Consider the following 12687-nt stretch of genomic DNA (forward strand, 5'->3'; position numbering starts at 1 on the left):
CAGCCGTGATCGCCCGGTTGGTTTGGCCCGACAGCCACTCTGACCTATCCCCGCCACAACCAGGCCACATTCGATAAAAACAGCGGTTTTGGCCGCCAGATGCGCCAGCCCCCCTTATGGCATCCGGGTCTTTGACATCCCGGTGGGGAGGCTTTAACCTGCCGCCCATAACAATGGAATGGATCCTTATGTACACACAGTTCTTCGGTCTGTCGGAGCCCCCGTTCTCCATCTCGCCCAACCCCAAATACCTCTATATGAGTGAACGTCACGGGGAGGCCCTCGCCCACCTCAACTACGGGTTGCAGGATGGGGGAGGCTTCGTGTTGCTGACCGGGGAAGTGGGAACCGGTAAAACCACCGTCTCCCGCTGCCTGTTGCAGCAGTTGCCGACCGAGACCGAGATCGCCTACATCCTCAATCCATCCCTGACCGAGCGTGACCTGCTGGCGGCCATCTGCGACGAGTTCCAGCTGCCGTACGACAAGGACGCCGGTCTCAAGCTGCTGTTCGATCTCATTCGCGACCACCTGCTGGCCAATCTGGCGGCAGGCAAGCGCAGCGTGGTGCTGGTGGATGAGGCCCAGCACCTGCTGCCCGGTGTGCTGGAGCAACTGCGCCTGCTCACCAACCTGGAAACCGACGAGAAGAAGCTGCTGCAAGTGGTGCTCATCGGTCAGCCCGAGCTGCAACAGATGCTGCGCCAGCCCCTGCTGCGCCAGCTGGCCCAGCGCATCACGGCCCGTTATCACCTGCTGCCGCTTTCGCATCAGGACGTGGATGCCTATGTGCGCTTCCGGCTGCAGGTCGCGGGCTGCGTCCAGCCCATCTTTACCCCCAAGGCACTTCAGACCCTGCACCGCCTCTCCGGCGGCATTCCCCGCCTCATCAACCTCATCTGCGATCGCGCCCTGATCGCCGCCTTCGCCCGTGGCAGCCACAAGATAGTGCACGGCGACATCAGCCTGGCGGCCTATGAGGTGAGCGGCATTCGCGACGAAGGCACCTGGCAGTCCGGCCTCATGGTCGCCCTGGCGGGGGCCTTGCTGGTCGCCACCGGCTGGTGGGGCTGGCAGTTCTTCGGCTTCTTCCCCGAACGCCCCGTGATCAAGGTGGAGGTGCCGGTCAAGGTGGACGACACCCCGGAGCAGCAGGAGCAGCTGACCCGCGCCATCAATCAGGCGCTGGAGCCGGATAGCGCCATGCAGAATCTCTACAAGGTGTGGGGCTACCAGACAGAGCTGGAGGAGGCGACCTGCGACAATGCACCGCGCGCCGGCTTGCGCTGCCAGGAGGGCGACGCCTCGCTGGCGGAGCTGCAGGCCCTGCAGCACCCGGCCCTCATCAGCCTGACCGACGAGACGGGCGGCATCTATTACGCAACCCTGGTGAATCTCGGGCCGGACAAGGCCAACCTGCTCATCGGCAACCAGAGCTGGCAGGTGGACAGGCAGTGGCTGTCCGACTTCTGGGGCGGCAGCTACACCCTGCTGTGGCGCATGCCCAAGGGCGGTGTCGCCCTGATCGGCAACAATGCCGGGGCGACCCAGGTGCAGTGGCTGGACAACGCTCTCAGCCGTGCCCTTCAACAGCCGGATCGCAAGGTGCGTCGCTTCGACGCCGAGCTCAAGAACAAGTTGCAGCAGTTCCAGCGCGAGCAGGGGCTGAACCCGGACGGCATCGCCGGCAGCAATACCCTGTTGCGCCTCAACGTGATGGCCGGTGAGCCCATGCCGAAGCTGGAAGATGAGTCCCAGCGCGCCAGTACACCGGCCACGCCGGATACCATGAACGATGAGCCCATGGTCACATTGTCGGAGGAGGCTTCCTGATGTCTACCCTGCTCAAGGCACTGCGCCGGGCCGAACAGCCCCAGTTCACCCCGCATATTCCGGCGATGGGGCTGCCCGTCACCCAGGAAGAGGAGCAGAACCGGCGCTGGATCTGGTGGCTGCTGGCCCCGCTTGCCCTGCTGATGGGGGCCGGCGCCAACTATGGCTGGCACCTGCTCAACAACCGCCCCATCGAGAAGACGGTGGAGGTGAAAGAGGTGGTCACGCCGCCGTTCGTGCGGGTCGAACCCAGACCCATGATCACCCGCCCGCTGCCCCCGCCGCTGCCGGAACCCGTGGTGCGCCCCAGAGTCACCCCCAATGACAGTGCCCCTGCCGCCAACGGCAGCCAGGGGCTGGCTGAGCGCATCATGAATGCACTCAACAGCACGCCGCTGATGGAGGAGACGGCTCCCCAGGCCCAGAGCGAGTCTCAGGCCATGCCGATCAGCGCCCTGCCGCTGGAGCTGAAGCAGCGGGTGCCGCCCCTGGCCTACGGCTCCCACGTCTTCTCGTCCAACCCGGCCAAGCGGGCCGTGATGCTGAACGGCCGTGAGTTTCGTGAGGGCAGCGAGGTCGCCCCCGGCGTTACCCTGATCGCCATCGCCCAGGATTACATCATCCTGCAGGTGGCGGGCCAGAACGTCAGTCTCAAGGCGCTGCAGGACTGGCGCGGCTGATCCCGTCACGACCACAACGCCGGCTCAGCCCCGCTGAGCCGGCGTCCATTTCAAGAGGGAGCCTGAGAGCTCCCCTTTTTAATCAATAACATGAGAGCCATGTGAGCAATTCAGACAACACCACCTTCGCCACCAGGATCCTGGACTGGTACCAGATCCACGGCCGCAAGACCCTGCCCTGGCAGCAGGACAAGACGCCCTATCGGGTCTGGGTCTCCGAGATCATGCTGCAGCAGACTCAGGTCGCCACCGTGATCCCGTATTATCAACGCTTCATGACCCGCTTCCCCGACGTGCAGGCCCTGGCACAGGCCCCCATAGATGAGGTGCTGCACCACTGGGCCGGGCTCGGCTATTACGCCCGCGCCCGCAACCTGCACAAGGCGGCCCAGCAGATCTGCGAACTGCACGGCGGCCTGTTCCCGGAGCGGCTGGAAGAGGTGATGGCCCTGCCTGGCATAGGCCGCTCCACCGCGGGCGCCGTGCTCTCCCTCTCCCTTGGCCAGCCCCACGCCATTCTGGACGGCAACGTGAAGCGGGTGCTCACCCGCTGGCTGGCACTGCCGGGCTGGCCCGGCCAGAAACAGGTGGAGAACGATCTGTGGGAGCTCGCCATCCGCCTCACGCCCAAGCTCGGCGTGGCCCACTACAACCAGGCCATGATGGACATGGGAGCCACCGTCTGCACCCGCAGCAAACCCGCCTGCGAGCGCTGCCCGGTGCAGGCCGATTGCCAGGGGCTGTCGCAGGGCAAGCCCACCGCCTACCCCAACAGCAAGCCCAAGAAGAGCATTCCGGCCCGCGCCGGCATCATGCTGCTCATTCGTCACGGCGACCAGCTGTTGCTGGAGAAGCGGCCGCCACAGGGGATCTGGGGCGGGCTCTACTGCTTCCCGCAGGTGGAGTCGCTGACGGAGGTCGAGGGGCTGATGCAGCGACTCGGACTGAGCGGCCATGATTATCGGGAACTGAGCGGATTTCGGCATACATTCAGCCACTTCCATCTCGATATTCAGCCTTTCCTGATTGAAATCGATGCGCCACCGGCCCCCCAGCTCATGGAAGCGGATAACCGACTCTGGTATAACTTACGCCATCCTGCAGAGGTGGGTCTGGCGGCCGCCACGGCCCGCCTGCTCGCCTACCCGGACTTACAACCATAGAGGTCAACATGAGCCGTACTGTATTTTGCCAACGCCTGAAAAAAGAGGGCCCGGGCCTGGATTTCCAACTCTATCCCGGTGAACTCGGCAAGCGGATTTTTGACAACATCAGCAAGGAAGCCTGGACCGAATGGCAGAAGAAGCAGGTGATGCTGATCAACGAGAAGAAGCTGAACATGATGAACCTGGAGCATCGTCAGCTGCTGGAAAAAGAGATGGTGAGCTACCTGTTTGAAGCGGGTGAAGTGGCCATAGACGGTTATACCCCTCCCAGCCAATGAGCCGATGAGTTGTACTTGTGAGCCAGCGACGGCGATCCAGCTCCCGGTTCACAGCCAGTGACCGGCCTATGAACCAATGAGTTGTACCTGTGAGCCAGTGACGGCTATACCTCTCTCTGTTCACAGCCATGCATGACGGGCGGCCCCGCCGCCCAGTTTGAGGATCCTATGGGCCGAATTTTTTGGCTGCTTTGCACCCTGCTGTTTCTCTCTGCCTGCTCATCCTCCCCCAAGCCCAGCGGGAGTGAGGATGACGATCTGGTCAACGGCAAGGACATTCGCGGTTTCGAACACATGATCAGCGCGCTCTCCCATAACGTGAACGAGATATGGGGGCGTGAGGCGCTGTTCGCGGGCAAATTTGACTACGTCAAATACACGGATCAGTACAAGAGCCGGGCTCACATCGACTTCTCCAGCGGCCACATCATGGTGGAAACCGTCTCCGGGCTTGACCCTCGTGCCCACCTGCGCCGCGCCATCATAGAGACCCTGCTGACCCCGGACGACCCGGCGGAAGTGGATCTGTACTCCGACCGTGAAATTCTGCCCGGTGGCGAGCCCTTCCTCTATGGTCAGGTGCTGGACAACCTGGGCCAGCCGATCCGCTTCGACTGGCGTGCCGAGCGCTACGCCGATTACCTGCTCAGCACGGCGATGAAGAAGCGCACCCTGGGGATCCGCACCATCTTCTTCGTCGACATCCCCATGGTGGCCAACCACGAGGACAGACGGGGTTACAAGTATGCCGGCATTATACGGGAAGCCTCCCGCAAGTACGGGGTCGCCGAAAGCCTCATCTACGCGGTGATCAAGACAGAGAGCAGCTTCAACCCCTATGCGGTCAGCCACGCCAACGCCTATGGCCTGATGCAGGTGATCCCGGCCACCGCCGGACGGGACGTCTACGTGCGGGTCAAGGGCAGGAACGGCCAGCCGACCCGGGAGGATCTGTTCAACCCGGCCTACAACATAGACGTGGGCACCGCCTACCTGCACCTGTTGCAGACCGTCTATCTGGTGGACATCCAGGATCCGCTCTCCCGCCGCTATGCCGTCATCTCGGCCTACAACGGCGGTGCCGGCGGCGTGCTGAACACCTTCTCCAGCGACCGCAAGGCTGCGCCCGGCATGATCAACCAGCTATCCCCCGAGGCTGTGTACCAGATCCTGACCGAGCAGCACCCCAAGGCGGAAGCCAGACGCTATCTCTACAAGGTCAATCAGGCCGAGAAGGGATTCAAGCGCACGCTGGCCCGCACCGGCTAAGCAGACCAACAACAAAAGGGCGCCTCCATGGAGGCGCCCTTGTTACGTCTGGCGTGCGGCTATCCTGCCTTACTTGGCGACAAACCCGCCCTTGCTCTGCGGAGCGGCGCCCACCTTCTCCAGGCTCTCCACCTCCACCTCTGTCTTGTTCCAGCTGTGGTCCACTTCACCACGAATGCGGATCAGATCGTCCGGGCCCACCTCGGTGCCGCGCCACACATCCTGATCCACCTCGACTTCCACCTCGCCACTGGCGTCACGGAACATGTAGTTCTCGCCGCCCAGGTGCTTGACCAGCTTCCCTTCCAGGGTGGCCCAGCTGTCATCGGCCAGATCCTTCAACTGCGCGACGGACACCTTGTTCTGCTCCTGCGGGCCTGTATAGGCCGCCATGGCGAAAGAAGAGATGGACATCAGGGTCAACAGACCGATTACGCTTGCCTTGTTCATTTCATGCTCCTGTCATTGGGTACGGGAGCAGTGTGCAAGCCGGGGCGTGAAACAAACGTGAAGCCTCCCCATCTGGGTGAAGGGGGTGTGACCGTAATCGATTTAATCAGCACCGCCTGCTGCGAAATTTAATTCGGCTGGATACCCTGCAAAATGGCAAAACAGCTTCCCAGCACCTTTGCCTATCGAGGAAAAGCCTGCAGGTACCACCTGCTTTCAAAGCAACGAGAACAACAAGATGAAAAAATGGTTTGTGTGTTTATTGGGATTGGTCGCGCTGACAGTTCAGGCAGCCGACAGCCGTCCCGCCTTCTCCCGGATCGTGATGTTTGGCGACAGCCTCTCCGATACCGGCAAGATGTACAGCAAGATGCGCGGTTACCTCCCCTCCAGCCCCCCCTACTATGAGGGCCGCTTCTCCAACGGGCCCGTCTGGCTGGAGCAGCTGACCAAGCAGTTCCCGGGCCTGACCATAGCCAACGAGGCGGAAGGCGGAGCCACCGCCGTGGCTTACAACAAGATCTCCTGGAATCCCAAGTATCAGGTCATCAACAACCTGGATTACGAGGTCACCCAGTTCCTGCAAAAAGACAGCTTCAAGCCGGACGATCTGGTGATCCTCTGGGTCGGCGCCAACGACTATCTGGCCTATGGCTGGAACACAGAGCAGGATGCCAAGCGGGTGCGCGACGCCATCAGCGATGCGGCCAACCGCATGGTATTGAACGGCGCCAAGCAGATACTGCTGTTCAACCTGCCGGATCTGGGCCAGAACCCCTCGGCCCGCAGCCAGAAGGTGGTCGAGGCGGCCAGCCATGTCTCCGCCTACCACAACCAGCTGCTGCTGAACCTGGCACGCCAGCTGGCTCCCACCGGCATGGTGAAGCTGTTCGAGATCGACAAGCAGTTTGCCGAGATGCTGCGTGATCCGCAGAACTTCGGCCTGAGCGACACGGAGAACGCCTGCTATGGTGGCAGCTATGTATGGAAGCCGTTTGCCTCCCGCAGCGCCAGCACCGACAGCCAGCTCTCCGCCTTCAACCCGCAGGAGCGCCTCGCCATCGCCGGCAACCCGCTGCTGGCACAGGCCGTCGCCAGCCCCATGGCCCGCCGCAGCGCCAGCACCCTCAACTGTGAGGGCAAGATGTTCTGGGATCAGGTCCACCCCACCACTGTCGTGCACGCCGCCCTGAGCGAGCGCGCCGCCACCTTCATCGAGAGCCAGTACGAGTTCCTCGCCCACTGATGACAAGGGGCCGACACTCGGTCGGCCCCTCTTTTGCCTCGTCACGACACCATCAATCAGCGATAGCGCTTCACTATGCCGTCATAGATGCCGTTCTGCCGGATGGTGGCCAGCGCCTCCTGCAGCCGCTTGATCACCTCAGGCGCCGTCTTCAGGCTCGCCGCCACGTAGAGCTCTCCCCCGGTAAAGTCTTCGATGTCGTGCACTATCTTGAGGGTGTCTGGCCCATAGCCCGCCTGCCGCACATAGTAGTTCGCCGCCTCCTGCGACACGGGCCAGAGATCGATGCGCCCCATCAACAATTTGAGCATGTTGGCCTCGTTGCTGTTGTTGCGCTGCAGGTTGGAGAAGTTGAGACCGATCAGATACTGCTCCAGCGCATCGTTGCGCACTGTGCCGATGGACCAGGCCCGCGCCTGTGACAGCTGGCTGAACGGCTTGATATCGTCGCGTTTGGCCAGGGCAAACACATGAAAGTTGATGCGGGCTATCACCCCGATCCACTGGAACTGCGCCTCGCGCTCGGGGAAGCGGCTGATGCTGTAGATGAGCACGTTGGGGCGGCTGCGGGCCAGCGAGATGGCCCTCGCCCAAGGATAGATGTCGAGGTCGTACTCGAATCCCGCCTCCTCCAACATGGCCTCCACCACTTCGGTGCCCAGCCCCTTGATCTCGGCCTCTTCCAGATAGTTGTAGGGGGCATAGTCTTCTGTCACCACCTGCAGCGAGTCAGCAGCCCAGACCGGCGCCAGCCACAGCGACCAGCACAGCCATATCCATTTGTTTTTCATGCCCACCCCGGTGCGATCCTGCCTCGGTTAACTATTGCCGCCCCGTCCCAGAGATCAAATCACACAGCTCAACTGCGGCAATAATAATCACAATATGTTTTATATCAGTTGCTTGAGAACCCATGGAAAGCGACTACCTTTAATCTGTTGTGGCTGTGCTATAAGCCCCGACCCATAAGGAGAGGCGACATAGAAAAACCTCCCCCCCAATATGAAATTGCAGAGGCTCAACATGAATAAAACACTGATTACCTTACTGGTTTCAGGCTTGCTTGCGGCCAACGCCCAGGCTGCCGGACAAGACAACACCTGGTATGGCGGCGCCAAGCTGGGTTGGTCCAACTTCTATGGTGTCGATCACAACCAGAGCATCAAGGACAACTTCACCATCGGCGAAGAGGACAAGAACGACGTCGGCGCCGGCGCTTTCCTCGGCTACCAGATCAACCAGAACCTCGGCGTCGAGCTCGGTTATGACTGGCTCGGCAAATACAAGTACACAGCAACCGACCTGCTGACGCCCACCGACATCAGCCAGGACGAGATCAAGGCCCAGCTGGCCCAGCTCACCATGAAGATAGGTCTGCCGGTGAGCGACAGCCTGGATCTCTACACTCGCCTCGGTGGTGCCTACGCCTGGACCGACAGCAAGCAGTTCGACAATGACAACGGGGCCGCCTTCGTCGGCGCACTGGGGGCCGAATACGCCTTCAACCGCGACTGGGCCGCCCGCCTCGAATACCAGTACACAACCCCGCTCGGTGACAAGGCGCTCGACAAGACGGGGGCCGAGCTCGACAACGGCCTGCTGGCGGTCGCCGTGGTCTACCGCTTCGGTCAGGTTGCTCCCGTGGTCGCGGCCCCGGTTCCGGCCCCCGCGCCTGAGCCCGTGGTGGTCGAGAAGCAGTTCACACTGAGCTCGGACGTGCTGTTCGACTTCAACAAGGCGACCCTCAAAGCGGAAGGCGGACAGGCGCTGGATAACCTCTACGGCCAGATTGAGCAAGCCAGACCCAAGGATGGCGTCGCCACAGTGATCGGCTATACCGACCGCATCGGCTCGGATGCCTACAACCAGAAGCTCTCCGAGCAGCGTGCCCACACAGTCGCCGATTACCTGGTCGGCAAGGGCCTGCCGGCAGGCAAGGTCAATGTGGAAGGGCGTGGCAAGGGTTCCCCTGTCACCGGCGACAGCTGCACCAGCAAATCCAAGCGTGAGCTGATCGTCTGCCTGGCCCCGGATCGCCGGGTCGAGGTCAAGGTGGAAGGGGTATCCGACGTTCAGCAGTAAGTTCCACCGCCTTGGCACCGGGTCTGTGGTGCCGGGATAAAAAAACGGGAGGCCTCTGGCCTCCCGTTTTCATTCTCGGCGGTTTCAGGCGCCCTTGCGCACCTCTGCCGCAATCTGGTCGAGCAGCTGTTGCCAGCCCTGTCCCAGTTCGCTGACCAGGGAGCCGTAGCCATCCTCCGGCAACACCCGCACCTGCTGGAAGGGAACGTCGCGCAGGACTGTGCCCTCTTCCGTCAGCAGTCGCCAGCGGCCACTCAGCACGGCGCGCCCGTCGTGGCGCCCCTGGAAGCGCTCGACCGAGATGGTCAGCACTGGCCCCTTGCGAGCACCGTCCTGACGCACCACCCAACCGGGCAGCCGGCTGGAGAGACCGTTCAGGGTCAGCTGATCGAGCTGGGCATCGAGCGACCCCGCCCAGCGATGGTACTCGGCGAAGTGCAACTCCCTGCCCTCCAGCTGATAGACCAGGCTCATCCTGTCCAGCTGGCCGGACAGGGAGACAGGTTTGAGCACCAGCTGGTGCTGCGGTTGTGCCGTCATAGTGGTCGGCTGCTGCGCCTCGGCATCGAGGGAGTAGTAGTGCAGCGCCGTCGGCGCCGAACTGCAACCCGCCAGCAGACCCAGCAAGGCCAGCGTCATCATCTGTTTTTTCATCATTGGCCTCGCTTGGGCTCGGGATCACGGGGACGGGCGCGATCGAAGATCAACGAACTCGGCTGCTCGTTGAGCGAATGCACCAGTGGCTGCAACTCACGCATCAGCTGATTGAGCGACTGTACCGACTGACGCAGATCCTGATTGGTCTGGGAGTTGGCATCGTACTCTTGCAGCGTGCTCTGCAACTGCTTCAGGCTGTCGTTCAGGGACGCCGGCAACTGCTGGGTCGCGCTCTGGCCGGTAAACTTGTCCAGATTGGCGCTCACCGCGCTGACGTTCTTGAGGGTCTGGTCCAGGGTAACCAGGGTGTGATTCACCTGGTTCAGCGTCTTGGCCGTGTCCATGTCGACAAACTTGTCGAGGATCTGGTTCACCTTGCGCTCGATCTGGTCCAGCCCGGCCTGCACGGTCGGGAATACCTGATAACCGGCCAGCTTGATGGCCTGATATTTGGGGGCATCCGGATAGAAGTTCAGATCCACCACCTTGCCGCCGGTCAACAGGCTGGAGGTCTTGAGCGTCGCCCGCAACCCCTCCTTGAACTGCTTGCCGAACAGGGCGCGCCACTGCTCCTTCTCCGCGTTGGCGTAGCGGTGGGAGAGGCGCTGCACCTCGATGCGCGCTAGTACCGGGATCTGCCGGTTCTGGAATATCTGCACCCCTTTCTCATCGATGAGATAGGGTGCCGAGATGACGGTGCCGACCCGGATGCCGCGATACTCCACCGCCGCACCGGGGTGCAGGCCACCGACGCTGTCTTCAAACAGGAACACGTAGTCGATGAACTGATCCAGGCTACCGGCCAGCACGCTGGCCTGATCCTGGAACAGGGTGAAATCGTCCATCTGCTTGGCCGGCTCACCCGGTGCCCAGCCAGGGGGCAGCCCCATGGTGATACCGCCGTCGAGCAGGCTCTCCAGCGAGTCCATCTTCACCTTCATCCCCTCGCTGCTCATGGAGACCTCGAAGCCCGGGGTCATCCAGAAGCGGGAGTTGCCGCTCACCAGCACGTCATAGGGGGCGTTGATGAAGATCTGGTACTGCATCTCGCTCTTCTCGGGCAGGAACTTGGCCTCTTCCACCTGGCCTATGGTGAAGCCCTGGTAGTTGATGGGCGAGCCCACCCCGAGCGCCCGGGTATCCCGGCTGCTCAGGGAGAGCCGCAGTCCCTTGGCGTCCTGGGAGGCCAGCGGCGGCTTGTCCAGCATGGCGTATTCGTCCAGCGGCCTGCCCTTCTTGCCGGGGGCCAGCTCGATGTAGGCGCCGGAGAGCAGGGTGCCGAGGCCCGAGACCCCTTCCCGGCCAACCCTGGGCTTGACCACCCAGAACTGGCTGTCTTTCTTGAGCATGCCGGCGGCGGCATTGGTCAAGCGAGCCTTCAGCACCGCATGGCTGTAGTCCTCGCTGAGCTCCACCGCCTCGATGCGGCCCACTTCCACCTCGCGGGAGCGGATCACCGTCTTGCCCGCCACTATGCCTTCGGCGGTGGCCACTGTCAGGGTGAAGCTGGGACCTTGCGAATACCAGTGCTGGAACAACATCCAGATGCCGATGAACAGCGCCAGCAGCGGTACCATCCAGATTGCGGCGGCCGAGCTCAGAAAATCAGAGCCGGGTTTCCACCTTTTCTTACGCTCACTCACGTTCGCGTTCTCCTTGTTGTAAATCCCAGATCAGGCGGGAATCGAAACTCATGGCTGCCACCATGGTAATCAGCACCACACCCGCAAATGCGACGGCCGCGGGGCCGGGGTAGATGGTCATCAGGTTGTCGAGCCGGATCAGGCCCGCCAGTATGGCCACCACGAAGACGTCGATCATCGACCAGCGTCCCACGAATTCAGTCATGCGATAGAGCTTGAGCTTGCCAAGGGGCGAGGCGCCGTGGCCGCGCTGTACCATATAGCAAAGCCACAACAGAGCCAGAATTTTCACCAGCGGCACCACCACGCTGGCGATGAAGATCACCGCGGCTATGGGGTAGGAACCCATGGCCCATAGCAAGACCACGCCGCCGAGGATGGTGGAAGGGCTGTCGTCCCCCAGGAAGACCGTGTCCATGATGGGATAGAGGTTGGCGGGCACATAGAGGATCACAGAGGTGAAGAGCAGGGCCCAGGTCCGGTTCAGGCCGCCCGGCTTGCGGCTGTGCAGCTTGCCGCCGCAGCGCGGGCAGCTGTGCTCGCCCGCCTCGCTCAGGGCGCCGCAGATGTGGCAGCCCACCAGCCCGGACGCCATGGCAGCGGCCTCGGCATCTGCATCCAGCTCACGGGCCTCGGTCGGGCCGAACAGCCGTTGCCACAGCCACATCCGGTCCAGCGACGAGATCATCTTGATCAGCAGCACCGTATAGCCGACGAAGGCCCAGAACGACAGCCCCATCTTGATGTCGGCCATCCCCATCAGCTTCACCAGCGAGATGAGCACCCCGATCAGGAAGACATCCACCATCAGCCAGGGCTTGATCCGGCACAGCAGGCGACCGAGGGAGCGCAGGGCATTGCTGTGCAAGTCCCTGTCGACCCGCCACAGCACCAGCATGATGGAGCCGATGTAGACCAGCGGCAGGCCGATCAGGGTCAGGCTCAGCACGGCACCCAGAAACAGATAGCCCTGATCCACCAGCGTGGTGATGCACTGCAGAAACGTCATCTCCTGCCCCACCCCCTTGGCCGAGAACGACATGAAGGTAAAGGCGTTGGAGAGCACGAACATGATGAGGGCCGCAAAGCCGTAAGCGATGGGCCTGCGCTCCTGCTCCGGCAAATGACGGCTCAGGGTATGGCCGCAACGCGGACAGCTGCTCGTCTCCCCGACGGCCAGCGCGGTGGCCGGCACCAGCAGGTCACACTCTTCGCACGCGGTCGCGTCATGGGTATAGGTGGGTAGGTGTTGGTGTGAAACCGGATGCAAGATGAAACCCCAGCATGAGGCCCGCCACGGGGCCAGAGCCGCCAATTATTACAGCAGCGGCCCCTGCCGACCAGCACTGTCGTTGCACCATCCGGGATGGGAGCGAGAATGACT

12 protein-coding genes are annotated in these 12687 nt (G+C 62.3%); 7 read left to right on the forward strand and 5 right to left on the reverse strand.

Translation table 11 applies throughout. The annotated features are described in order from the left end of the window. The first annotated feature begins 188 nt into the window (after positions 1-188). From IU367_RS18905 to mltC, 5 genes are all read left to right on the forward strand, one after another. Positions 189-1832 carry an ExeA family protein gene (locus IU367_RS18905; protein WP_274452766.1) on the forward strand — a complete coding sequence of 548 codons (1644 nt, stop codon included), beginning with the start codon at positions 189-191 and terminating at the stop codon, positions 1830-1832. After that, positions 1832-2512, forward strand: coding sequence for a GspB family T2SS assembly factor variant ExeB (gene exeB, locus IU367_RS18910; protein WP_274452768.1), 681 nt, complete (start codon positions 1832-1834; stop codon positions 2510-2512). Before IU367_RS18905 ends, exeB begins: the two co-directional genes overlap by 1 nt. Before the next feature lie 101 nt (positions 2513-2613). Then, positions 2614-3675 carry an A/G-specific adenine glycosylase gene (gene mutY / locus IU367_RS18915; protein WP_274452770.1) on the forward strand — a complete coding sequence of 354 codons (1062 nt, stop codon included), beginning with the start codon at positions 2614-2616 and terminating at the stop codon, positions 3673-3675. A gap of 8 nt (positions 3676-3683) precedes the next feature. Further along, positions 3684-3956, forward strand: a complete 273-nt coding sequence (locus IU367_RS18920; RefSeq protein WP_005313967.1) for an oxidative damage protection protein — start codon at positions 3684-3686, stop codon at positions 3954-3956. Positions 3957-4124: 168 nt separating this feature from the next. Further along, the gene (mltC, locus tag IU367_RS18925; RefSeq protein WP_043137185.1) at positions 4125-5225 is read left to right on the forward strand and encodes a membrane-bound lytic murein transglycosylase MltC; all 1101 of its coding nucleotides are present in this window, start codon (positions 4125-4127) and stop codon (positions 5223-5225) included. Positions 5226-5294: 69 nt separating this feature from the next. On the opposite strand, the gene IU367_RS18930 is transcribed toward mltC, so the two are convergent. Beyond that, entirely contained in the window at positions 5295-5675 is a 381-nt protein-coding gene (locus IU367_RS18930) for a YgiW/YdeI family stress tolerance OB fold protein (RefSeq protein WP_043137188.1), read from the reverse strand. Between the two features lie 238 nt (positions 5676-5913). Between IU367_RS18930 and IU367_RS18935 the strand changes: the two genes are divergently transcribed. Then, positions 5914-6921 (forward strand): SGNH/GDSL hydrolase family protein, encoded by a 1008-nt coding sequence (locus IU367_RS18935; RefSeq protein ID WP_043137347.1) that lies wholly within the window; start codon positions 5914-5916, stop codon positions 6919-6921. A 56-nt stretch (positions 6922-6977) separates the two neighbouring features. Here the strand turns inward: IU367_RS18935 and IU367_RS18940 are convergent, their stop codons facing one another. Beyond that, positions 6978-7712, reverse strand: a complete 735-nt coding sequence (locus IU367_RS18940) for a substrate-binding periplasmic protein (RefSeq protein WP_043137191.1) — start codon at positions 7710-7712, stop codon at positions 6978-6980. Positions 7713-7944: 232 nt separating this feature from the next. Here IU367_RS18940 and ompA point away from each other — a divergent pair, with 232 nt between their 5' ends. Beyond that, a complete protein-coding gene (ompA, locus tag IU367_RS18945; protein WP_098985030.1) occupies positions 7945-9003 on the forward strand; it encodes a porin OmpA in 1059 nt (352 codons plus the stop codon). A gap of 84 nt (positions 9004-9087) precedes the next feature. Here the strand turns inward: ompA and IU367_RS18950 are convergent, their stop codons facing one another. Genes IU367_RS18950 through IU367_RS18960 form a run of 3 tightly spaced genes read right to left on the reverse strand, consistent with a single transcriptional unit; the run spans position 9088 to position 12573 of the window. Further along, positions 9088-9657, reverse strand: coding sequence for a PqiC family protein (locus tag IU367_RS18950; RefSeq protein ID WP_098985029.1), 570 nt, complete (start codon positions 9655-9657; stop codon positions 9088-9090). Then, on the reverse strand, positions 9657-11303 hold the full coding sequence (gene pqiB / locus IU367_RS18955; protein ID WP_016352115.1) for an intermembrane transport protein PqiB: 1647 nt from the start codon (positions 11301-11303) through the stop codon (positions 9657-9659). The genes IU367_RS18950 and pqiB overlap by 1 nt, the downstream gene beginning before the upstream one ends. After that, positions 11296-12573, reverse strand: a complete 1278-nt coding sequence (locus tag IU367_RS18960; RefSeq protein ID WP_274452776.1) for a paraquat-inducible protein A — start codon at positions 12571-12573, stop codon at positions 11296-11298. The genes pqiB and IU367_RS18960 overlap by 8 nt, the downstream gene beginning before the upstream one ends. Positions 12574-12687 lie beyond the last annotated feature (114 nt).

Source organism: Aeromonas bestiarum, from assembly GCF_028751155.1.
Taxonomy (GTDB): domain Bacteria; phylum Pseudomonadota; class Gammaproteobacteria; order Enterobacterales; family Aeromonadaceae; genus Aeromonas; species Aeromonas bestiarum.